The sequence below is a fragment of the Dellaglioa sp. L3N genome, from assembly GCF_054941095.1.
In genome coordinates this window covers 1334655-1359231 of record NZ_CM142928.1, presented here as the reverse complement: position 1 = coordinate 1359231, position 24577 = coordinate 1334655, and the positions used below count along the sequence as shown (strand labels likewise).

Sequence of the window (24577 nt, the reverse complement as noted above, 5' to 3'; positions counted from 1 at the left end):
GAAAAAATAAAAGGAGAAGTTAATTATGAAAGTTAGAAAAGCAATTATACCTGCAGCAGGTTTGGGAACAAGATTCTTACCAGCAACTAAAGCAATGGCTAAGGAAATGTTGCCAATCGTTGATAAACCAACGATTCAATATATTGTTGAAGAAGCTAAAGCGGCAGGAATTGAAGATATTTTAATTGTTACGGGTAAAGGAAAACGTCCAATTGAAGATCATTTTGACTCAGTTCCTGAATTGGAAGCTAATCTAAAAGCAAAAGGTAAAACAGAATTATTGAAGATTGTTGAAGCAACAACAAATATCAACTTATTTTTTATTCGTCAATCGCATCCTCGTGGATTAGGGGATGCTGTCTTAATGGCTAAAGATTTTGTTGGTGACGAACCATTTGTTGTGATGTTGGGTGACGATATCATGCAAGATAAAGTACCTTTAACGAAACAATTAATGAATCGCTATGAAGAAACACATGCGTCAACACTTGCTGTGATGGAAGTCCCTCATAAAGAAGTCTCAAAATATGGGGTCATTGCACCACAAAATGAAGTTTCAAAAGGCTTATTCGATGTTGAAAAATTTGTTGAAAAACCAGCTGTTGAAGATGCACCAAGTGATTTGGCTATTATTGGTCGCTACTTATTAACACCAGAAATTTTTGGTATGTTAGAAACACAAGAACCTGGTGAAGGAAATGAAATTCAATTAACAGATGCGATTGATCGGTTAAATAAAGTTCAACGAGTATTCGCACATGAATTCAAAGGTGATCGTTATGATGTTGGTAACAAATTTGGCTACTTAAAAACAAGTATTGAATTTGGATTGAAACATCCAGAAGTTAAAGATGAACTCAGAGAATACATTAAAGAACTATCTAAAAAATTATAATTATGTTAGAAGGCTAGGTCACTTTAGGTGACTTGGCCTATTTTTTTGGTTAAATGTGATACAATTTATTTTTACGGAGACCTATCGGAGTCGGAGGAATCACATGAAAAGTAAGTTCATTCAATTTATTAATGTCTTTAAAATGCAATTTACAAATGCTGATGTTAGTAATTCTGCGGTCATTATTGCTTATTATACGCTGCTATCTATTTTTCCAGCGATTATTTTTATTGGAAATTTATTACCTATGCTACATTTAAAAGTTTCAGTTATCCTAGAATATTTAAAAATTGTGATGCCATCAACCATTTATAATATTTTAGCGCCATTAATTGAATCATTCTTGAAAAATGGGAGTGGTGGGTTGTTGTCAATTGGGGCTGTTGTGACATTGTGGACGGCAAGTAAAGGCATTAATGCGCTTAAAAAGAGTTTTAACCATGCTTATGGTGTTGCAACTAAACAGAATGCTATTATTAGTCGGGTTGCATCATTAGTCTTAACGATTTCCTTAGTGGCCGCACTGGGCGCAATTGTTCTGTTCTTTGGATTCGGTCAGATGGTCGTTGAGTTCTTAACACCAATCTTCCATCTGCCAAATACCTTTTTAACCGTGATTACGACGGTTAAATGGCCAGTTGCTTTGATAGGTATTTTTATTATTATTTTGTTGTTATATCGCATTTTACCTAGTGTGAAACTAAGAATTAAGTCAGTTTTACCTGGGACCATCTTGACAACTATCGGTTGGATTTTACTAGCTCAGGGATTTTCAATATATGTTCGGTACTTTGGCGGTTCATTCAGTAGTTACGGTGCCATTGGGACAGTAATGATTATGTTATTTTGGTTGAACTTTGGTGCCTGGATAATTATGTTAGGTGCTGTACTGAATGCAACAATCGCAATTATTCGTCATGGAGAAATTGAAGAGCAATCAAGTCGGTTGAATACGTTAGTCAATCAATATACAGATCGATCAAATCGAAAAAAGTAGAAAAATAAGTAATGAGTGTGATGCAGATTAATATTTGCGAAAGTAACGTTTCGTAGATGTTAGTCTGTTTTTTCTATTTATATTATAGAAGGAAATAGTATAAAATAATTTTTTTGTTATTATTGATACTAAAATTATTGATTTGTAGAAATTATTGTTTAATAAGAAATTTTTTTGTATTGAAAATGAAATATTTCAATAGTAAACGTAACGTATAATTAAAGAAGCAGTACGTTTAGGCTTTGAAAGCGAAAACAAATAAAAAAGAGAGGCTTATCTATTGACAATAGAATTAAATAATGATTAAACAAAAGAATTTAAGTTTCATTTAAGAATGTTAACAGGTATAATGAATTATTGTGTTACTGTATACATCTTTAAAAAAATTATTTAGGGGTAATCAATTATGAGTGAAGAGCAATATCAACATCATCAAGGTAGTCACAAGAGGCATCATAGCCACAAAAAAAAAATAATGAGTACACCAAAAAAATGGGGAATTGGCGTTGGTGTTGTTATCGCCGCTTTATTGGTAATTGGCGGAGGAATGATGGCTAAGATTTATCTAGATGCAAAAGATGTCGTAGATAATACCTATCAAAAAGTAGAAGTTAGAAGTAAACGAGCAACTGGTGCGGTGTCATTAAAAAAAGAGGCACCCTTTTCAGTATTAATTTTAGGTATTGATACAGGTGAGGCTGGTAGAACGTATCAAGGACGCTCTGATACAATGATGGTGGCTACCGTTAATCCCAAGACGAAAACGACAATGTTGACTAGTTTACCTCGTGATACGAAGATTCCGATTACTGGACATGGGACAGAGAATAAGTTAAATGCCGCATATGCGTATGGTGATGTATCGTTAGCAATGGATACGATTCAAAACTATTTGAATATTCCAATTGATTACTACGTTGAAATGAATATGAAAGGGTTAGAAGAATTAACTGGTGCTGTTGGTCCCATTACAGTTAATAATCCGTTCACATTTACAGCTGAAAAACATTCTTATGAAAAAGGCGAGGTTGAATTAACTGAGAGCAATGTATTAGATTTTTCTAGAATGAGGCATTCTGACCCTAATGGTGATTATGGTCGTCAAAAAAGACAACGATCAATTGTGACTGCGTTAGGTAAGAATATTGCATCAGTTAGTGGTGTCACAAAGTACAAACAGATTTTAAGTGCCTTAGAAAGCAATATGAAAACAGACTTAAAGTTCTCCGATATGAAAGCAATTGCGACTAAATATAGAGGTGCAATTGGGACAATTAAAGATATACAACTTCAAGGCCAGTCACAGATGATAGGTGGCGTGTCATACGAAGTGGTCCCAACAGAACAAGTAACGAAGGTATCTAAAATGATCAGAAAACAATTAGAATTAGACTAGGAGACTTATACCAATGGAAGAAACGATTAATATTGAACAAATTTTTAATATTTTAAAGAAACATCTTAAATTAATTGGTGGATTGACAATTTTTGGAGCACTATTCGCACTTCTTGCAACAATCTTCTTTATGACACCAAAGTATGATACAACCGTTCAAATTTTAGTTAATAGAACAGAAACAGACAATAATATGGCCGCTGCATATAATACACAACAAGCAGATGTTCAGATGATTAGCACATATAAAGATATTATTCAAAATAAAATTGTGTTAGATCCTGTCAGAAAAGAAATCGCTAAAAAAGATAATTTTATTGGGACAAGTGATGACTTAAAGGGACAAATAAGTATTTCAAATGAAGAACAGTCACAAGTATTTAGTGTGACTGTTCAAGATACGAATGCGTATCGGGCTGCTGATATCGCGAATACTGTAGCTGATACGTTTAAAAAGAAAATTAAAAAAATGATGAAGGTTAATAATGTGACAATTGTTGCTGATGCAATTGCAAAGCCTAATGCTGTGTCACCAAATAAAAAAATGAACGTTTTAATAGGTCTGTTACTTGGTGCAATTATTGGAATCGCAATTGCGTTTGCAATAGAGTTGCTTGATAAAACAATCAAGGGGACTGAATTTTTGACTGACCTTGGGTTGGCTAATCTTGGTATGATTAATCATATTGATGAAACTAAGAAAAGCCAAGGTCTTTTTGGACAATCGACATTGGGAGCTCGAAAACATACTAACTTAGGCAGATAGGAGTTATATAGAATGAATTTATTTAGAAAAGAAAAAAAATTATCCACCGATAGTATTGATAATGGGGTTGGATTGATTACCGTGACGCAACCAACGTCAACAATTGCTGAACAATTCCGTACGGTTCGAACGAACATCCAATTTTCAAGTATTGATAAAGAAATGAAAATAATTATGGCAACTTCTTCAGGACCTTCTGAGGGGAAATCAACGGTCATTACTAATCTTGCAGTAACATATGCTAATCAAGGATTGAAAGTTTTATTAATTGATGCAGATATGCGTCGACCAACGGCTCATCAAACATTTGGTTTGAGTAATCAGACTGGATTGACAAATTGTTTAACTGAAAAAGATATTGATATAGCTAAAGCAGTTGAAGAAACACCAATTGAGAATCTATACGTCATGCCATCAGGTCCTACACCACCAAATCCTTCTGAATTGTTAAATACAAAACGGATGGATGCAATATTGGCTGCTGTTGCTGAACAAATGGATATGGTTATTATTGATACACCGCCATTGATTTCAGTAACAGACGCACAGATTGTGGCAACTAAAGTTGATGGCACAATCTTAGTTGTGCGAGAAGGTGTAGCCAGTAAAGGTGCTGTTATGAAAGCTAAGGAATTATTAGATGGCGTTCATGCGAAAATAATTGGAACCATTTTAAATGATGTTTCAGGTAGTGATGAATCTGGTTATTACGGTGGTTACTATGGGTATTATAAATAAAATAAGTTATTTGGGTGGAGTAAGTAAAAGTTGATATAATTTTGCATGAATTTAAAAAACTTAATAATTAAATTCAAGAATAGATTAGATGGGAATAAATCAAATGAGATTAACAAGACGTATGAAACAAGTTATATTAATATTGGTAGATATATTTTTGATTTTTTTAGCAAATATATTAGCGTTATCCTTTATTGGCCGCTACTTATATATTGAACCGAAATATATGGTTATATTTTTTTTGATTGAAATTGCTATTTATCTCATAATGGCAGGATGTTTAAAAGTATACAGCCATATAAATCGATTTACTGGAATAAAAGAAATTGATGCTATTGTGGTTAGTCTTTTAGTATCATTTGGTGTTACTGAGATGACAACATTTTTAATTGGTGAAAAATTTTCACGTCGTTTTTTTCTGTTATCACTTATTTTTTCCGCGCTATTTGTACCTGGCTCACGCTATGTATGGCGTGTAATTAATGGTATTAGGAAACGTAATACAGGAGTTGAAAAAAAAGTTCTAATTATTGGAGCGGGTCGGTCTGGTAACTTTTTTGCAAGTACAATCAAAATGGAAGATACAACTTTTGAGATAGTTGGTTTTTTAGATGATGATAAAAATAAATTTGGTATGATAATGGAAGGTAAAAAAGTTTTAGGACAGGTTAAAGATTTAGCACGTATTTTAGATAACCATAAAGTTGATCAGGTAACAGTGGCAATTAGTGAGCTAGATGGCTCTGCCTATAGCTACATTGTTGATACGGTCCATGCAACAGATACAAATATTGTCCTTAATCGTATGATTAATATAGAAGATTTAATTTCTGAAGGTGGTAAAGCAGAACTTGAAGAAATTAATATAGAAGATTTATTAAATCGTGATGAAGTGAAATTAGACATGAATAAGATTGCTAATACGATTACTGGAAAAGTTATTATGGTAACTGGTGCGGGTGGTTCTATTGGTTCTGAGATTGTTCGTCAAGTGTCTCGTTTTCAGCCAAAACAAGTTATTCTTTTGGGGCATGGTGAAAATTCAATCTATCTTATTACTAAGGAGATGCAGAGAAAGTATCCTACTGGTGAGATTGATTTTAGACCAACTATTGCAGATGTCAGAGATCGTGAATTAATGTTTAGTTTAATGGAAAAATTACACGTTGATGTTGTTTACCATGCGGCGGCACATAAGCATGTACCATTAATGGAATATAATCCTAAAGAAGCAGTGAAAAATAATGTATTTGGAACAACTAATGTCGCTGAGGCAGCTAAGGCCAACAATGTTGATCGATTTGTCATGATATCAACGGATAAGGCGGTTAATCCAACTAACGTAATGGGTTCAACAAAACGGATGGCTGAATTAATTGTTACAAACCTGAATGAAGAAGGACATACTAAGTTTACGGTTACTCGATTTGGTAATGTTTTGGGATCTCGCGGGTCTGTAGTTCCTTTATTCAAACGTCAAATTGCAGCGGGTGGACCAATTACAGTTACTGATTTTAAAATGACTCGTTTCTTCATGACTATTCCTGAAGCATCACGTTTAGTGATTCAATCAGGTGCAATTGCAAAGGGTGGTCAATTGTTCGTTCTAGATATGGGGAAACCAGTGAAAATTCTTGATTTAGCCAAGAATATGATTAGACTTTCCGGACTTTCTGAATCTGAAATAGAGATTAAAGAAGTCGGTATGCGTCCTGGCGAAAAACTATATGAAGAATTAATTTCAGATGGTGAATCTAGTGGTGAAAAGGTATTTGATAAAATATATTTAGGGATTGTTTCTAAAATAAATCCAGAAGACATTAAAACCTTTGCAAGTGAATTATTATTGTTACCAGATGATGAAGTAGAAGAAAAAATTATCGCATATGCTAACAATCATAATGGTGCAGTAGATAATAAAAAGTCAGAGCTCTCATAAGTATTAGTTATTGAAATAGACATACAATAGTGAGGCGGTAAAAATTTATGTATCAAAAACATTTTAAACGTTTAATTGATATCTTACTTTCAAGTATAGGATTAGTTGTTTTATCATGGCTATTTTTAATATTAATTATTGCCATTAAATTAACTTCGCCGGGACCAGTATTATTTAGACAAAAGCGAATTGGTAAAAATCGTAAATTATTTGAAATATATAAATTTCGTTCAATGCGCATTGATACCCCAGATGTTCCTACTCATTTATTAGATAATCCAGGGCAATGGATTACTTCAGTAGGGAAATTTTTACGGAAGTCATCATTAGATGAATTACCTCAGATGTTAAATATATTCAAGGGGGATATGAGTATTATTGGTCCTCGACCAGCGTTATGGAATCAAAATGATTTAGCTAATGAACGTGATAAATATGGTGCTAATGATGTGTTACCAGGGTTAACTGGTTTAGCACAAATATCAGGTCGTGATGAATTACCTATTCCTATTAAAAGTAGACTTGATGGTAAATATGTAAAACATATTACATTTATAGGTGATGTAAAATTATTTTTTGGCACGTTTTTATCAGTATTAAAAGCTGATGGAGTAGCTGAAGGAACTAATGGAAATGATATAGACAAGAAATAACTAGTATAGATTGATTTATGTTAATCAAGAGGTGTTTTATATATATAAAAGGATGATATGATATGAAAAGGGTTTTAATTACAGGCAAAAATAGTTATATTGGACGGTCATTTATGGAACGAGCAAAGTCTAATGGTATGGAAGTTGATGGGATTTCGGTCCGAGATGATAGTTGGAAAAATATGAATTTTGGAAAGTATGATGCGGTTTTACATGTAGCTGCTATTGTACACCAAAAACAAAGTGTTAATACGTTGAAAATATATCAAAAAATAAATCGTGATTTACCATTTGAAATTGCTAGAAAGGCTAAAGCTGAAGGAGTTAAGCAATTTGTTTTTATGAGTTCAATTGCTATTTTTGGTAAAACAGGTACTTTGAGAAATGTTGAAGTAATTGATGATACGACTGCAATTAGACCTAAAACATTTTACGGTGAAACGAAAGCTGAGGCGGAAGTTAAACTTCAATCATTAAGTGACAATAATTTTATAATAACTATATTACGACCACCAATGGTATATGGTAAAGATGCTCCTGGTAATTACAATTCACTAGCAAGGTTGGCTTTAAAATTGCCCATTTTACCTGGTATTAAAAATCAACGAAGTATGATTTATATAGGAAATTTAGTTGAATTTATTTATCAAATGATTAATCAGCAACTAGGGGGTACATTTAGTCCACAAAATGAAAAATTAGTGGATACTAATCAAATGATAAAAATGATTCGGAAGGCACATGGTAAAAAAACAATTATCTTACCATTTGGAATGTTTGCTGTTAAAATGGTGGCATATCTTACTGATGTAATGAATAAGGTTTATGGAAGTTTGATTATTAATATTAAATATAATTTTAATGGAAATTATCAATTAACAAATCTTGAAAAAAGTATTATTGAAATAGAATATATTGAGAAAAGCTAAAATAGTTAGTTATATAAGTTTAATGAATATAGTTAATGGTTTGAAAGGAAAAAAATTGGAAAAAATATCAATAGTTATGCCAGTGCATAATGCTGCAACTACATTGGAAGAATCTATTAATTCAGTACTTTCTCAAAGCTATAAAAATTTTGAATTAATAATTATTGACGATTTTTCGTCAGATACGTCACTTGATATTCTTGAAGAAATTTTGAGTATCGATTCACGAATTAACTTAATTAAAAATAAAAAAAATATAGGTGTTGCTGAAAGTAGAAATATAGGTGTTTCTAATTCAAGTGGAAAATATATTGCTTTTTTGGATGCTGATGATAAATGGAATAAAGATAAGTTAAAAAGGCAACTTGTTTTTATGGTCAAAAATAAAAGTCAATTTTCATTTATGAATTATGAGCTAATTAATTCAAAAGGATTTATTATTGGTGAAAGATTTGGAAAGGACAAGCATATAGATTTTAAAAAGATGATTCGTGGAAACCAGGTAGGGTTATTAACTGTTATGATTGAAAGCCAAGTAATTAAAAAATATAGTATGCCACATATAGGTCATGAAGATTACGCAACATGGATTGCTATGACAAAAGACAATGTTATTGTCGATTATTTGGAAACATCAAAATCAATGGCACAGTATAGAATACATAAGTCAATTTCAAGTAATAAATTTAAGACTATTATCTGGACCTGGAAAATATATAGAAATGTGGCTAAATTAAATTATTTTTCAAGTATAGTCTCAATGTTATTTTTTATTAAAAATGTTATATCTCGTAAAAATAGAAAATAAATTTGAAAACATTTGTACTAACCTTGGAGGTAATAATCAGTGGAAGATATTATTAGAATTTTACAGTTACCCGGAACAATAACTAGAAAAGACGGTAGAATGAGTGTTGTAATGAATGCATATAAAAGCATTGATAGGTCTAAATTCCAATTTGATTTCATGGCAGTAGAAGCACCTGGAGATACCTATGCTGATGAAATACGACAAATGGGTGGGAAAATATTTTTAGTGGAAAAAGATGATGCTAGTATCTCTAAATTACGAGAATCATTAAAATCCGTTATTAAAAAGTATCATTATAAAAATGTCCATTACCATGCTATTTCAGAATGGGGATTTACTTTAGGAATGCTAAAAAAGATGAAGATTCCTAATATTATTGTACATAGTCATGCAACAAAATTAAGTGAGTCATTGTGGAAGAGACCTCGGAATCGAATATTCAGTTTGAATGTACTATGGGGCGTCAATCAATATATAGCTGCTTCTAAAGAAGCGGGGAAAACCCTATTTTGGCCAAGAAAAAATTATAAGGTAATACCTAATGCTGTTGATATTGGTAAGTTTAAATATAATAATAGTAATCGATATGAAATAAGAGATAAATATCAAATTAACAATGATACTATTTTGATTGGGCATATTGGAAGGTTTGCCAAACAAAAAAATCATAAATATTTATTGAATATTTTCAAGGTACTACATTCTGAAAAACAAAATACGAAATTATTATTAATTGGATCTGGGCCAGACAAAAATGAAATAATAAAAGATATAAATAATTTTGAGTTACAAAATGATGTAATAATAATAAATTCTACGAAGAGTCCTGAAAAATTTTATTCAGCTATGGATATTTTTCTGATGCCATCATACTTTGAAGGCTTACCAATGGCTGGAGTAGAGGCACAAGCCAATGGGTTGCCAATAATTTTTAGTGATACAATCACTAAAGAAGCTAATATCGTACACGCTGAATATATTGGTATAAAAAGTAAAAATATAAAGGATTGGGTTAATAAAATTAAAGAAATTAATTTAAATAATCATGTGTGTAATGTAGAAAAGTATTTTAAAAAGAATGGTTTTGATGCAAAAACTAATTCTAAATTGTGGGAAGATTTATATTACTAACGAATAAAGGAATGATAAGTTATGATGATTTATATTGTTATGTTAATGTTTACTATCTTCAGTTCTAGTATCGTTAGATTTAGTAAAAGTGCATATTTATTTTTTTCAATTGGATTAATTTTTGTTGTAGTTGGTTGGAGGGCACTGACCATTGGGAGTGATACACCCGTATATGTATCGCTTTTTAATAGAACTAGTTCTACGGGTCCAATCTTGAATCACGGAGATAGTATTTTAAATTCCAGATTTGAAATTGGATTTTTATACTTTAATCGTATTTTAGCACATATAACAAGTAATCCTAGAATATTATTGGTCTGTAGTTCTTTTGTAGTTTGCATATTTTTATATTTTTTCTTGAAAAAATATTCGACTAATATCGTAGTTAGTATAGTTCTATTCATCACGATGGGATTTATGGCACAATCTATGAACATCATGAGACAAGCTATGGCTATCGCTGTATTAATGCTTGCTTTTAAATATCTAGTTAATGATAAAACAACTAAATTTATATTAACGGTATTTGTTGCTTTTTTATTTCATAAGGCGGCAATTTTGTTTATGATACTTTTATTTTTTAAACATGTAACAGTAACAAAAAAAATGCTAGTTTTTATACTTGTTATTACACTAGCATTAATGACTTATTTATCTCAAATCATGAATATATTTGTTAGTTTAATGCCAACATATGACTATTATGAAGGGACTACATTTGATACAAGTTTGAAATGGGGTACATTTTTTAATATTTTAGTATTAATTGTGTTTTTATTTATTGGATTGTATGCTAAAAAAAATACGACTGAGAAACTTTTTTTGGAAAACTTTAGCAATAAAACATGGAATATATTACAGATGATGCTTATATTGAATATTGTAATATTAATTTTATCAACAAAATTTGCAGTTTTGGATAGAATGGCTTTAGATTTTAGTATGGCCTATTTAATTTATGTGGGTAATGCAATTAATATGATTAATAAGCCTTGGGTTAGATTAATTATGAATATTGGTGTTATTATTTTAAGTATTTCTTATTTTGTAATAATTTTAATTTATCGTCCTAATTGGACGACTATTACTCCATATATATTTAATTAAAATGGAAATCCATGCAAAAATTAATTTAGTGGTGAATTTATAATTGAAATACAATACTCAGTTAAAATAAAAAAGCTTATAAAATACTATCATCATTTTACTGCAAATGAACGAGAAACAATACTATTAGGTGTTCATTTAAATCTATCGGTTCGGTCAATTGCAAAAGAATTGTAGCAATTACCAATCATCTGTTAGTCATGAATTACGCTGTAATCATTTCGTTTATTCAGCCGTAGACGCTCAAGTAGCCTACGGCTGAATAAATCTAAAAGAAAATTAAATTCAAAAAATAATGAGTTAAGAAATTTGGTTATTGATTTAATTACGTGACTGACTTGGTCGTCGGAACAAACATCATGTAGGTTAAAACATGAATCTAGTCAATTTTCAATTAGCTACAATACTATTTATCGAGCAATTTACTCAAATAACCTGAGAATTAAATTAAAAAATCGTAGTTTTAAAGGAATCGTTCGTAAGTTACGACATCGTGGCAAAACAAGACATTCAGCGTCTCATATTGAAACGCGTGGCGAAATAAAAATATTTAATACAATTTATGATAGACCGGAAAATGCTAACAAGCGTAATCGAATTGGTGATTGGAAAGCTGATACAGTCATTGAAAAATTAGGTCACTCAGGTATTGTCACTTTAGTTGATCGACGTAGTCGATACTTACTAACAGCTAAAGTACCTAAAAAGATTTCCATAAAAGCAATTTCAATGATGATTCGATTGTTATCAAAATTACCCAGTAGTCATATTTTAACAGCTATAACAGATAGAGAAAAATACGCTATATTAACTAATGTACTAAACGTCCCCATCTATTTTCTTGATGCGCATGCTCCATGGTAACGAGGCACTAATGAAAATGTTAATGGGTATACGTGAATATTTACCTAAAAGAACGGATGTTGATAATTACAGTCAAAATGATATTCAATAATTTATAGCTATACTTAAATAACAGATTTCGAAAAATTTTGGGATGGAAGGCACCTTATGAATTATTTTATAATAAATTGTTGCACTTGATTTGACAATTCGTCGTTAAAAAAGTAAGTCAGAGGAGAAATTAATGATATGAATATTTTACTGGTGGGTGAACATACCTTATCCAAGGGTCCAGCGATTGCAAATCGTAATTTAACAAAAGCGATACAAGATAAATACGTTGATGTACATATCATTAATTTTGAACATCAAAAATATCAAAAATCAAGGAAAATAAATAAATTATGGAAGGCAATGAGGAATTCTGACGTAGTTGTCATTTCGACGCTTTCTAAAATTAATTATTTTGCGGTTTTTTTTGCAAAGGTGCAAAAAAAAAGAATTATTTATATTGCTCATGGAATGTCATCAATAGAAGGACATAGATTTAACGAACAGGAATATAATGAGTTACAAAATGGAAACATATTCCAAGGGTGGAAATATACTAGGTTAGAAAAGTTTATGTTTCAAAATTCTAACAAGATATTTACTGTCTCAAAAAGTTTTGCAACGCTTTTAAAAATTATAAATCCGGATTATTCCAAAAAAATAGATTATTTTTATAATGTAACCCCTTATAAAAGTGGTGATAAATACGATAAAATATCGTTTCTTCAAAAAAAAGATATTGTTGTTTCTTTTGGCGGTGGAAGAGTTATGAAAAATAACATAGTCGTTGCTAAAGCAATTGATGAGTTAAATGCTAAAACAAAAATGAATATTGAATTAATCATTGCTGGAGCAGATGGTCCAGATACTGAAGACTTAAAAAAGTATGAGTGCGTAAGTTATCGCGGAAGTCTTTCTGAAAAAGAAGTAAATGCTATATTAGCAAATGCAAAATTGTATGTTCAAAATAGCACGTTTGAAAGTTTTTCATTGGCTGTTGCTGAAGCTTCATTTTTAGGTGCTAATATTTTGATTAGCCGTACGGTAGGCATAGTAGATTTATTTAAAGATATTCCTGATGAAGCAGTAATAAATAATCCATTTGATGTTGGAGAGATTAGGGATAAAATACAACAAAATATGGAATATAATTATGCATCATTTGAAATTGATAATTATATTCCAAATAATGGTGGTAGAGAATATGAGCATGATTTTAATTATTTTGTTACTAAGTTAGAAGAAATTGTAAAATAAAATTATTAGTGTGCATAAAACTTAAATGATGGTTACTCTGAATAATTTAGCAAGAAGTAATGAATTAAATTTATTTTTTGTTAACATATAGAAAATATTTTTTATTTATAGAATGAAGTTAATACCAAATATAACCGTACAAATAAATTTGTTAATAGAGGGTTAAATATGATTAAAAAATCTGTAGTGATGTCTACGTATAATGGGGCAGCATATATAAAGGAACAATTAGAAAGCCTAATTAGTCAAACTGTGTTACCTGATGAAGTCATTATTCAAGATGATGGGTCAACTGATGATACTAGTGACATAGTTCAGAGATTTATTAACGATAATTGTTTAGATAGTTGGCATTTTTCAATTAATGAAAAAAATATTGGATGGCGTGATAACTTTATAAATATCATGAATAGAGCAAGTGGTGAAATAATATTTTTATGTGATCAGGACGATATTTGGTATTCTAATAAACTACAAGTAATGACAAAAATTATGAGTTCTAATAAAAATATAAAGGTTCTTGCACATGCATACGATGAAAAAATAGAAGAAGGCGGAATACATGAGCGTAAGCAAATAAAAATAAGTAGTAAGGATAGGGTGGCCCAAATAAAATTTAATCGAAAAAATTATGATATCATTAGTCCTGGATGGTCATTAGCGGTTAGAAAAGATTTTATGAATGTTGCTAATGAATCCTTTGATATTGCAAAATGGGTTTCACATGATCAAGCAGTTTGGTCTACAGCCTTGATGAGGTCGGAAGCATATTTTGTTAGCACTAAATTAGGTAGTTGGCGAAAACATGGGAAAAGTGCTGTCAGATCAGAATCGAAAAAAAAAGAAACCGATGTATCTAAATTTAATAAGCTAAGAAAAAGAGAGATAGTTGATTATACAAGGAACATTCAGTTTCTTTCTGAAATGTATAAAATATTATTTGAGATGGATAGTGAACAATATAGAAATGAACTTGATTTAGCTAATAAGATTATATTTGAATATACAAAATCGTTTGACAGGTTTAAAAAGAAAAATATTATATCAATAATTTTTCATAGGCATGAGTATATATCGAATTATGATTGGTTGATTAATATTGCATTGTGTCTCAGAATTTTTCTTAATTAAATTTTAAAGTAATTAACATAGAAGCGATTGATGATAAGATTCATTAGAACAGCTAAAGTGCTCCTACATCAAATATCCGAATAAAAAAATTATTAATGATTTAGCTGATTTTGAATATATTTGTTGATAATTTTTCTTTAGTATTTTTAATTAACTTTAAAAAAAATTTAAAGTTAATTAAAAATTGTTAGATAGTAGATAATGAGCATATTATGAAGGGAGAATTAATTTTGAAGAGAGATGAATTACTAACGCTAGAAGAAATTCAAAAAATTGAATTTAATATTTTAGAATACGTTGTAAAAATATTAGACGAAAATAATTTAGTTTACTGTTTAGATGGTGGAACATTACTAGGAGCAGTTCGACATCACGGATTTATTCCATGGGATGATGATGTTGATTTGGTCATGCCAAGAAGAGATTATATGAAATTTATTAAAACTTTTAGAGAATCTGATAGGTATAAAATGTTATCTCCTTATGATGAAACGAGGTTTAAAGTACCATATATTAAAATTGTTGATAATACTACTACACTAAGAGAACGTCAATCTAGAATTTCTGGTGGAGCATTTATTGATATTTTCCCTAGTGATAATTTACCAGAAAATAAAAAAAAAAATAAATTATATTTAATGAAAGTGAGAATAGTTAGAAGCCTTATTACAGTAACGTTAATTATTCATCCTGATAGTGTGAAAACATTAATTCTCTGGATAATTGGAAAATTTTTATCGAATAATATATTAAATAAGTATTTTGATTTATTGGTTCAGAAATATAATAAAACGGATTCTAAAAGGGTATCTTTACTTGTTATTAAGGGACAAAGCTTGACAGATAAAGAGGGATTTCCTGAAGAATGGTTTACCAATCGAAAGAAATTAAAATTTAATGGAATTGATTTTTTTGTTCCTGGAGAATATAAAGCATATTTAAAACATAATTATGGAAATTTCATGGAAATACCAGATTTAGCACATCAGGGTACACATAAATTAGAGGTTAGTTGGAAAAAATGATATATAAAAATTAGGTATTGATACTTAATTTTGTATTATGATTCTATAGATGTATTTACGGACAAAATTTCGTTCGATATCTTATATCATAAGAGGTGCTTTTACGACAAAGCGTTATGAGCAAGATTTCAGAAGTTCTATTGACTAAAGGGTAAAATTATTCATAGTGATATTGAAAAACAGCTAATAGATAAGTTAGCTGTTTGAATCATGTCTATTAGCAAACAGGGGTAAATAGTCCTATTCATGAAAAAATCATCTATATTGAAGGATTTCATTCTTTATTTAAAAATGGGAAAATTTCCTAGCAATAATTTTAGTCGATGGAGCACGTTATGAATCAATGAATAAATATAATAACTGGTTCAATTTTAATAATGAATGGTCAAATTATTAGCAAACGTATTCAAAAAAAGCTAGATATCAAACAATATTTTTGTCCGGTAATTTACCATAAGAGCAATATTTAGATTGGGAGAAAAGTGGAAATATGGATGGAAAAATAGTTGATACATTTAAAGCAATAAAATATAATAGAATAACTTATCGAATTAAATTAGAAATAATGAGATATAAATGGCGAAAAAGTAATCATCATAATGAGACAGTTGTTGTAAATAGATTTCCTATGGAAAAAATTTCGGTTGGAAATCATACATATGGCGGTATAAAATTCGAAACATGGGGTGCTGAAAATGAAGCGCTTATTATAGGTTCGTTTGTCTCGATTGCAAAAGACGTCATATTTTTGGGCGGCGGGAATCATAAATTAAATATTTTTACTACATTTCCATTTGAGGTTAAATTTCAAAATAAAGTTTCAGAAGCAATTTCTAATGGACCTATCGTTGTTGAAGATGACGTTTGGATTGGACAGGGTGCTTTCATCTTATCAGGTGTTAAGGTGGGACAAGGGGCCGTAATAGCTGCTAAAAGTGTGGTGACGAAAGATATTTCTCCATATGCTATAGTTGGAGGAAACCCAGCTAAAATAATTAGATTTCGGTTTACAGAAAATCAAATAAAAAAATTGATTGAATTAGATTATTCTAAAATTCCTGACGAATTTTTCTCGAGTGATAACAAATTGTTGAATGGAAATATTGATACATTTTTGAACAGTAGTGAATTTAAAAAAATGTCAAAAAAAAAGGAATTATAGGATGAAACTTAAAAAAATATTGTTAGATTTTGGATACGTAATTTTTTCTAACGTGCTTGTACTTATGGTTTCAACAATTGTAATCTTAGTTGTCCCAAAATTAGTTGGTGTAAAAGAGTTTGGGTACTGGCAGTTATTTACTTTTTTTTCAAGTTATTTGGGATTACTTCCACTAGGTTGGCTTGATGGAATTTACTTACGTTACGGTGGAGAAAAGTATTCTGATTTAGATAAAAATAAATTTTTCTCTCAGTTTGTTATGTTGATGATTTTGCAACTATTTTTTGCTGTTCTAATAGTTATTTCTGGGTTATTTATGGAAAATTCACATTATGCATTTATTGCGTTTTCTTTAGCAGGATACTTAATTGTATACATAGCCCAATCTTTTTTTAAATTTGTACTGCAGTTAACTAATAGAGTCAGGGAATATTCAGTAATCACATTAATATCTAGTTTACTATATGTTATATCAATAATATTGTTACTACTTCTGGGTTACAGGAAATTTGAACTGCTAATTGGGGCATTTATTTTTGGCAACACAGTGGCTATGTTTTATGGAGGGTTTTTAATAAAAGATATATTTATTTCTGGAATTAATAATTTTCATTGGACTTGGTCAGAAATGAGATTGAATATTAAAGTTGGATCCCAATTGCTAATCGCAAATGTTGCTTCTCTTCTGATTATCGGTGTCGTTCGAATCGGGATTCAAAATGGCTGGGGAATCGAAACATTTGGGAAAATATCATTAACTTTACAAATTTCAAATTTATTAATGGTATTTATTGGCGCAATTAGTCTTGTACTTTTTCCAAAATTAAGAAGAGTAGAACGAGATAAAATGAACGAGATATATCCGATACTTCGTGATACATTAATGCCAGCCATTTTTATAGGAATTTTGGTATATTTCCCAATCAGTTACCTAATTCCTTTATGGTTACCAAAATATAACTCGGCGTTAATTTATATGTCGGTGCTTTTTCCGATGGTGGCATATCAAGCTAAATTCGAAATTTTATCTAATACTTTTTTGAAAGTGTTACGTATGGAGAGACAACTATTATTTATAAACGTGATTACATTGCTCATTAGTGTAATATTGACGATTGTTTCCGTATTTACTTTACATAATTTAACAATGACAGTATTTACAATAATAATTGTAATGGCAATTCGAAGTACCATTGCTGAACTTTATCTTAAATCAAAATTAAAAATAAAATTTTCAGTGGAAATGTTGATTGAAACCGTGATGATTATCGCGTTTATTGCTTTAGCATGGTATCTATCAGTATTTGGGGCATTTATCGGATATATAGTTATTTTAATCGTATATTTAATAATTAAAAAGAAAGATATTTTACAAGCAGTGCGTGCAATGAAAAAAATATAGTTTTAATTCAGTATCCTGAAAAATATGTTGATAGTAAACTGTTTTTCGGGATATTTGGTATAGGGGTCTATGTTTAGATATGCGCATATATTTTGAATTAATAAATTATAATATATGATAAACTAATTCAGTTATTAACATCTGTATATAGGAGGAAGTTATTTATGAAGGGAATAGTATTAGCTGGAGGTAGTGGAACAAGGCTGTATCCACTTACACGTGCATCAAGTAAACAATTGATGCCAATTTATGATAAACCAATGATTTATTATCCAATATCAACGCTCATGTTGGCAGGTATCAAGGATATTTTAATTATTTCAACACCAGTAGATACGCCACGTTTTAAGGAGTTATTGGGAGATGGTTCTGAATTTGGGATTAATTTAGAATATGCCATTCAGCCTAAACCAGAAGGATTGGCGCAAGCATTCATTATTGGTGCCGATTTTATTGGTAAGGATAGTGTAGCTCTTATTTTAGGGGATAATATTTATTATGGTCCAGGTATGACTAAAATGCTCAAACGTGCTGTAGCCAAACCAGAAGGTGCAACCGTATTTGGCTATCAAGTACGTGACCCGGAACGTTTCGGTATTGTCGAATTTGATGAAAATCATAAGGCTATTTCAATTGTTGAAAAACCTGATCATCCAGCTAGTAATTATGCAGTTACTGGATTATATTTTTATGATAATAATGTTGTTGAAATTGCAAAAAATATTAAGCCGTCACCACGTGGTGAACTTGAAATTACGGATATTAATAAAGTGTACTTGGAACAAGAACGATTACATGTTGAAATCATGGGACGTGGATTTGCTTGGTTAGATACAGGGACACATGCAAGTTTACTTGAAGCTGGTCAGTTTATTGAAACTGTTCAGAGAATGCAAAATATGCAAGTTGCTAACCTGGAAGAAATTGCTTATCGAATGGGTTATATTTCTCGCAAGCAATTAATTGAACGAGCTCAGCCATTGAAGAAAAATAATTATGGTCAATATTTGTTACGTATAGCAGAAGAGGATAAATAAAAATGGGAAAATTAAAAGTTACCACTACAAAATTACAAGATGTTAAAATTATTGAACCAGCCATATTTGGTGATAATCGTGGATTCTTTACAGAGTCATATTCAGACAAAGACTTCAAAGAAGCTGGTATAGATATTGATTTTATTCAAGATAATCATTCGTTATCAACACAGGCTGGCGTTTTGAGAGGATTACATTTTCAACGTGGTGAAGCTGCACAAACAAAATTAATTCGTGTTGTGACTGGTGCTGTATTGGATGTTATTGTTGATGTTCGAAAGGGTTCACCTACCTATAAACAGTGGGAAGGATATATTCTTTCTGCAAGTAATCATCGCCAATTATTGGTTCCTAAAGGTTATGCGCATGGTTTCGTGACATTAACTGATAATGTCAACTTTCTATATAAATGTGACGGTTATTATAATGCAACTGCAGATGGTGGTATTTCATTCAAAACCCCTGAATTAAATATTGATTGGCCAATTGATTTTGGTCAAGCAATTACTTCTGAAAAAGATGCTGCACAACCAACATTTACAGAGTTTGAAAAAGATAACCCGTTTGTATACGGCGAAATCTAAAAAGGAAAGGTGATTTAAATGAAAAATATTATTGTTACGGGTGGCGCTGGGTTTATTGGTTCTAACTTTGTTCATTATGTGGTCAATAATCATTCAGATATCCATATCACAGTGTTAGATAAGTTAACTTATGCAGGCAATAAAGAAAATTTAGCTGGATTACCTGCTGATCGTGTTGAATTAGTAGTGGGCGATATTACTAATGCTGAATTAGTTGATGAACTTGTAAGCAAAACTGATGCAGTGGTACATTATGCTGCAGAAAGTCACAATGACAATTCATTAAAGGATCCTTCTCCTTTTATCCAAACTAATATTATTGGGACATATACTTTATTGGAAGCTTGTCGTAAGTATAATGTCCGTTATCATCATGTCTCAACTGATGAAGTGTATGGAGACTTACCTTTACGTGAAGATTTACCAGGACATGGTGAAGGCGTAGGAGAAAAATTCACGCCGGAATCACGCTATAATCCAAGTAGCCCTTATTCATCAACGAAGGCTAGTTCTGATCTATTAGTTCGTGCATGGGTCCGTTCATTCAACTTACAAGCAACGATTTCTAATTGTTCTAACAATTATGGACCTTACCAACATATTGAAAAATTTATTCCAAGACAAGTAACGAATGTCTTAAGTGGTATTCGTCCTAAGTTATATGGCTCTGGCAAAAATGTTCGTGATTGGATTCACACGAATGATCATTCAAGTGCCGTTTGGGCTATCTTAACTAAAGGTCGCATTGGCGAAACTTACTTAATTGGTGCCGATGGTGAACAAGATAATAAAGCTGTTTTAGAATTGATTTTAGAGTTAATGGGTCAACCTAAGGGTGCTTATGATGTTGTTAAAGATCGACCAGGACATGATTTACGCTATGCAATTGATTCATCAAAATTGCGTGAAGAACTTGGCTGGAAGCCAGAATTTACTGATTTTAAATCAGGATTACAAAGTACCATTGATTGGTATCGAGAAAATGAAAAATGGTGGAAGACTGAAAAAGATGCAGTTGAAGCTAATTATGCTAAAAATGGACAATAATAACTAAAGACGGGCCCTAGGTCCGTCTTTTTTTGAAGGAGTTAGTCATGAAAATATTAATTACTGGTGTAAATGGTCAGTTAGGAACAGAATTAAGTCATTTATTAGATGAAAAACAGATTGACTATACGGGGACAGGTTCTAAAGAGTTAGATATAACAGATTCAAAGGCAGTTGATAATTATTTTTCAAATAATCGTCCAGAGTTAGTTTATCACTGTGCAGCATATACGGCAGTTGATGCAGCTGAAGAAGAACCTGGTAAATCAACTAACTATGAGGTTAATGTTGTTGGAACGCAAAATATAGCTAAGGCAGCTGAAAAGGTTGGTGCCACATTAGTTTATATTAGTACCGATTATGTCTTTGATGGGACCAATGACCAAATGTATACAGAAGAAACACCGGCCGTTCCTAAAAATGAATATGGGCGGACAAAATTAGCTGGTGAAGAAGCTGTTGCTAAAATAATGAGTAAATATTTTATTATCCGTACATCATGGGTCTTTGGTGAATATGGTAAAAACTTTGTCTACACAATGCTAAACTTAGCTAAAACACATGATCATTTAACTGTTGTTAGTGATCAACTTGGACGCCCAACTTGGACACGGACGTTAGCTGAATTTATGACATATGCGATTGAGAATAAGGTTCCTTACGGTTTATATCAACTTTCAAATGATAATTCATGTACCTGGTATGAATTTGCTAGTGAAATTCTAAAAGATAAACCAGTCGAAATTAGTCCGGTAACGTCTGAGGAATATCCACAAAAAGCATTTAGACCTAAACATTCAATTATGGATTTAAGTAAAGTTAAAGCAACTGGTTTTGAAGTACCAACTTGGCAGGATGCATTACAAAAGTTTATGGTAAGAATATAAGAATAAAGACTATTTCTATTGCAGATTCCTAAATAGGTAGGTAATTTTAGGGATATTTATATGATAAAAATAATAAATGGAGGAATATATTATGATTTATGCACAAATATTAGCTGGAGGTAAGGGAACTCGAATGGGTAACGTTAAAATGCCTAAACAATTTTTAATGTTAAATAATAAGCCCATTATTATTCATACACTTGAAAAATTTATTTTAGAAAGTCGATTTGATGTGATTCTTGTCTCATGTCCACAAGAATGGCTTGAGCATACAAAGTCAATTATTGCGCGTTTCATTAATGACAGTCGTATTGTGGTGATTGTTGGTGGTGCTGAACGGAACGAAACATTAATGAATGGAATTGCTTATATTGAAGAAAATTTTGGTGTGAACGATGATGATGTTTTAATTACTCATGATGCAGTTCGTCCTTTTATAACAAAACGAATTATTGATGATAACATTGAGATGGTTCAAAAGTATGCTGCTGTAGATACAGTTATTCCGGCAATTGATACAATTGTTAAAGGAGCAGATGAAATGATTACTGAAATTCCAATTCGCGAATTGATGTTTCAAGGTCAAACACCGCAGAGTTTTAATATTAAGGTTCTTGAAAAGAGTTATAAATCATTATCTGATGATGAAAAAGTGATTCTGTCAGACTCATGCAAGATTTGTTTGTTAGCCGGAGAGAAAGTTAAAATGGTTCGTGGTGAAAACTTTAATATTAAAATTACAACACCTTACGATTTAAAGGTTGCTAATGCAACAGTAGAGGGAAGGAACTAATATGTTAAATCAAGTTTATCGATTAGTTTCTGAACGACAATTTGAGAGTGTTACTGTTGAAGAAAATATCGAAAATCATATCATTGTCCGTCCGTTGTACTTGTCTATTTGTCATGCGGATCAACGCTACTTCACTGGTAGTCGTGGTGAAAAAATTCTAAAAAAGAAATTACCAATGGCATTAATTCATGAAGGTATTGGCGAAGTTGTGCGAGATGATACCGGAATGTATCAAGTAGGTGATAAGGTAGTGATGATTCCTAATACGCCAATTGAAAAAAATGATATTATAGATGAAAATTATTTAAAAACTTCTAAGTTTAGATCTAGTGGATTTGATGGGTTTATGCAGGAATATGTATTTTTAAATCATGACCGAGTGGTACCATTACCTGCAGGAATTGATTTAACTGTTGCTGCGTTCACTGAAATGGTAACTGTTGCTATGGAGGCAGTTACGCGTCTTCAAAGAGTAATGAATCGAGATCATGAGTCAATTGGTATTTGGGGAGATGGCAATTTAGGTTATATTTCCGCAATTATTGCAAAAAAACTATTTCCTGATAGTAAGGTCTATATTTTTGGTCGACATGATTATAAATTAAACTATTTTTCATTTGCTGATGAAACTTTTAATGTAGATTCAATTCCGGATGAGTTAGAAATTTCGCAGGCAATTGAATGTACTGGTGGTGATGGTAGTAAAATTGCAATTGAGCAGATTATTGATCATATCAAGCCAGAAGGGACAATTGCTTTGATGGGTGTCTCTGAAACAGCTGTACCAATTAATACTCGAATGGTACTTGAACGTGGATTAACACTACTTGGAAGTAGTCGAAGTAGTCGATTAGATTTTGAAAAAACGGTGCAATTTTTGAAAGATAATAAAGATGCACAAAATTATTTGAAAAATTTGATTGGTATGACATTAGATGTTTCATCAATTGAAGAAGCAGTTAGTTTTTTCGAAGAAGATTTAGCAAATTCATGGGGTAAAAGTGTCATGAGATGGCGAGTTTAAAGCAATTAAATTTTTGATATATATCAATTTATAAGATGTTGTTATTTTGTATGTATTTGGAGTAATTCAACAAAAAAGTTAGGCATTTTTTGGAAGCTCTAATCATTTTCATGCTAACATAGTAATAAGGAGATGATTCGAATGACAACGCCATTAGGATTAAAAGCAGGCACTGAACCTATTCAACTGCATGATCGTTTGCAGCATAAACCAGACATTTTCGAATTTTATCTTAATGAATTCGACGTCAGTGGTGATGGGTTAAAACGATTATCAGACGAGATTGATGAAGTGAAGGACACAACTAACAAGATTGTGATGCATCATCCAATGAAGTTTGGGGAGCAGGCGGTTGAGTTAGCTGTGTCTGAGACGGCTGATCCCAAGTTATATCGATTTGTTAGAGAGAGTACGGAGACATTAATTCAATTAGCGAAAGATAAGTCAATTCAAACGTTAATCCATGGGTCATATAGTAAACAAACACCTATGATTATCGCTGAGTATCCCAACTTTGAGGCTGCACAAGCAACCTTGCTTAAACGGATGGACTATTATCAACAATATGGGCAAGAACATGTGATGTTTGAAAACTCGATTTCTGATTTATTTTATTATGGATCTGAAGAATCAGATTACCTTATTTTACAAAAAGGGTATCGGTTAGCTTTTGATACATCGCATACGTTTATTAAACAATCAGGCAGTAATGCTAGTTTGCAAGCAAGCTTAAAACGCTTGATGCCCAATATCGTTCATTATCACTTAGTTGATTCAATGGGTGAATTCCACGATAGTTTACCGCTGGGCAAGGGGAAGATTGACTGGAAGCAGGCTTATACGTTATTGAACCCAAATGCAACTTCAATCTACGAAATTGATTTAGCCAATCAAAATGATTGCCGCGAAATGCTTGAAAGTCATGACTATTTACAGAATTTACTAGAAAAATAGAGCTTAGGTTTGATTCAC

General features: G+C 31.3%; 23 protein-coding genes and 1 pseudogene. All 24 read left to right on the top strand.

Annotated elements, in window-relative coordinates:
• Positions 1-25 precede the first annotated feature (25 nt).
• The 24 genes and pseudogenes from galU to ACVPPR_RS06675 all read left to right on the top strand — a co-directional run bounded on the left by galU (position 26) and on the right by ACVPPR_RS06675 (position 24559).
• Positions 26-895, top strand: coding sequence for a UTP--glucose-1-phosphate uridylyltransferase GalU (gene galU, locus ACVPPR_RS06790; RefSeq protein ID WP_462303974.1), 870 nt, complete (start codon positions 26-28; stop codon positions 893-895).
• A 103-nt stretch (positions 896-998) separates the two neighbouring features.
• Positions 999-1892, top strand: coding sequence for a YihY/virulence factor BrkB family protein (locus tag ACVPPR_RS06785; RefSeq protein ID WP_462298655.1), 894 nt, complete (start codon positions 999-1001; stop codon positions 1890-1892).
• A gap of 406 nt (positions 1893-2298) precedes the next feature.
• Complete coding sequence (locus ACVPPR_RS06780; protein WP_462303973.1) at positions 2299-3288, top strand: LCP family glycopolymer transferase; 990 nt, start codon at positions 2299-2301, stop codon at positions 3286-3288.
• A 13-nt stretch (positions 3289-3301) separates the two neighbouring features.
• The gene (locus tag ACVPPR_RS06775) at positions 3302-4054 is read left to right on the top strand and encodes a YveK family protein (RefSeq protein ID WP_462303972.1); all 753 of its coding nucleotides are present in this window, start codon (positions 3302-3304) and stop codon (positions 4052-4054) included.
• Positions 4055-4066: 12 nt separating this feature from the next.
• On the top strand, positions 4067-4792 hold the full coding sequence (locus tag ACVPPR_RS06770) for a CpsD/CapB family tyrosine-protein kinase (RefSeq protein ID WP_462303971.1): 726 nt from the start codon (positions 4067-4069) through the stop codon (positions 4790-4792).
• Positions 4793-4895: 103 nt separating this feature from the next.
• Positions 4896-6731, top strand: coding sequence for a polysaccharide biosynthesis protein (locus tag ACVPPR_RS06765; protein ID WP_462303970.1), 1836 nt, complete (start codon positions 4896-4898; stop codon positions 6729-6731).
• Positions 6732-6778: 47 nt separating this feature from the next.
• Positions 6779-7384: a sugar transferase gene (locus ACVPPR_RS06760; protein WP_462303969.1), complete on the top strand. Its 606-nt coding sequence runs from the start codon at positions 6779-6781 to the stop codon at positions 7382-7384.
• A gap of 62 nt (positions 7385-7446) precedes the next feature.
• Positions 7447-8313, top strand: a complete 867-nt coding sequence (locus tag ACVPPR_RS06755) for an NAD-dependent epimerase/dehydratase family protein (RefSeq protein ID WP_462303968.1) — start codon at positions 7447-7449, stop codon at positions 8311-8313.
• A 22-nt stretch (positions 8314-8335) separates the two neighbouring features.
• Complete coding sequence (locus ACVPPR_RS06750; protein ID WP_462303967.1) at positions 8336-9121, top strand: glycosyltransferase family 2 protein; 786 nt, start codon at positions 8336-8338, stop codon at positions 9119-9121.
• A 39-nt stretch (positions 9122-9160) separates the two neighbouring features.
• Entirely contained in the window at positions 9161-10255 is a 1095-nt protein-coding gene (locus tag ACVPPR_RS06745; RefSeq protein WP_462303966.1) for a glycosyltransferase, read from the top strand.
• A gap of 21 nt (positions 10256-10276) precedes the next feature.
• A complete protein-coding gene (locus ACVPPR_RS06740; protein ID WP_462303965.1) occupies positions 10277-11362 on the top strand; it encodes an EpsG family protein in 1086 nt (361 codons plus the stop codon).
• A gap of 333 nt (positions 11363-11695) precedes the next feature.
• Complete coding sequence (locus tag ACVPPR_RS06735) at positions 11696-12226, top strand: IS30 family transposase (protein ID WP_462304813.1); 531 nt, start codon at positions 11696-11698, stop codon at positions 12224-12226.
• A gap of 228 nt (positions 12227-12454) precedes the next feature.
• A complete protein-coding gene (locus ACVPPR_RS06730) occupies positions 12455-13513 on the top strand; it encodes a glycosyltransferase family 4 protein (RefSeq protein ID WP_462303964.1) in 1059 nt (352 codons plus the stop codon).
• 168 nt (positions 13514-13681) lie between these two features.
• The gene (locus ACVPPR_RS06725; RefSeq protein WP_462303963.1) at positions 13682-14644 is read left to right on the top strand and encodes a glycosyltransferase; all 963 of its coding nucleotides are present in this window, start codon (positions 13682-13684) and stop codon (positions 14642-14644) included.
• A 212-nt stretch (positions 14645-14856) separates the two neighbouring features.
• Positions 14857-15669: a LicD family protein gene (locus ACVPPR_RS06720; protein WP_462303962.1), complete on the top strand. Its 813-nt coding sequence runs from the start codon at positions 14857-14859 to the stop codon at positions 15667-15669.
• Between the two features lie 856 nt (positions 15670-16525).
• Positions 16526-16685, top strand: a pseudogene (locus tag ACVPPR_RS06715) (LbetaH domain-containing protein); the annotation flags it as partial.
• A gap of 147 nt (positions 16686-16832) precedes the next feature.
• On the top strand, positions 16833-18233 hold the full coding sequence (locus ACVPPR_RS06710) for a lipopolysaccharide biosynthesis protein (protein WP_462303961.1): 1401 nt from the start codon (positions 16833-16835) through the stop codon (positions 18231-18233).
• Between the two features lie 164 nt (positions 18234-18397).
• Positions 18398-19270, top strand: coding sequence for a glucose-1-phosphate thymidylyltransferase RfbA (gene rfbA / locus ACVPPR_RS06705; protein ID WP_462303960.1), 873 nt, complete (start codon positions 18398-18400; stop codon positions 19268-19270).
• 2 nt (positions 19271-19272) lie between these two features.
• A complete protein-coding gene (rfbC, locus tag ACVPPR_RS06700; RefSeq protein WP_462303959.1) occupies positions 19273-19854 on the top strand; it encodes a dTDP-4-dehydrorhamnose 3,5-epimerase in 582 nt (193 codons plus the stop codon).
• A gap of 18 nt (positions 19855-19872) precedes the next feature.
• Positions 19873-20901, top strand: a complete 1029-nt coding sequence (gene rfbB, locus ACVPPR_RS06695; protein WP_462303958.1) for a dTDP-glucose 4,6-dehydratase — start codon at positions 19873-19875, stop codon at positions 20899-20901.
• Between the two features lie 47 nt (positions 20902-20948).
• Positions 20949-21788: a dTDP-4-dehydrorhamnose reductase gene (rfbD, locus tag ACVPPR_RS06690; protein WP_462303957.1), complete on the top strand. Its 840-nt coding sequence runs from the start codon at positions 20949-20951 to the stop codon at positions 21786-21788.
• A gap of 91 nt (positions 21789-21879) precedes the next feature.
• Positions 21880-22581, top strand: a complete 702-nt coding sequence (locus ACVPPR_RS06685; protein ID WP_462303956.1) for an IspD/TarI family cytidylyltransferase — start codon at positions 21880-21882, stop codon at positions 22579-22581.
• Between the two features lies 1 nt (position 22582).
• Complete coding sequence (locus ACVPPR_RS06680) at positions 22583-23605, top strand: ribitol-5-phosphate dehydrogenase (RefSeq protein ID WP_462303955.1); 1023 nt, start codon at positions 22583-22585, stop codon at positions 23603-23605.
• 141 nt (positions 23606-23746) lie between these two features.
• Positions 23747-24559, top strand: coding sequence for a TIM barrel protein (locus ACVPPR_RS06675; RefSeq protein ID WP_462303954.1), 813 nt, complete (start codon positions 23747-23749; stop codon positions 24557-24559).
• The last annotated feature ends 18 nt before the right edge of the window (positions 24560-24577 follow it).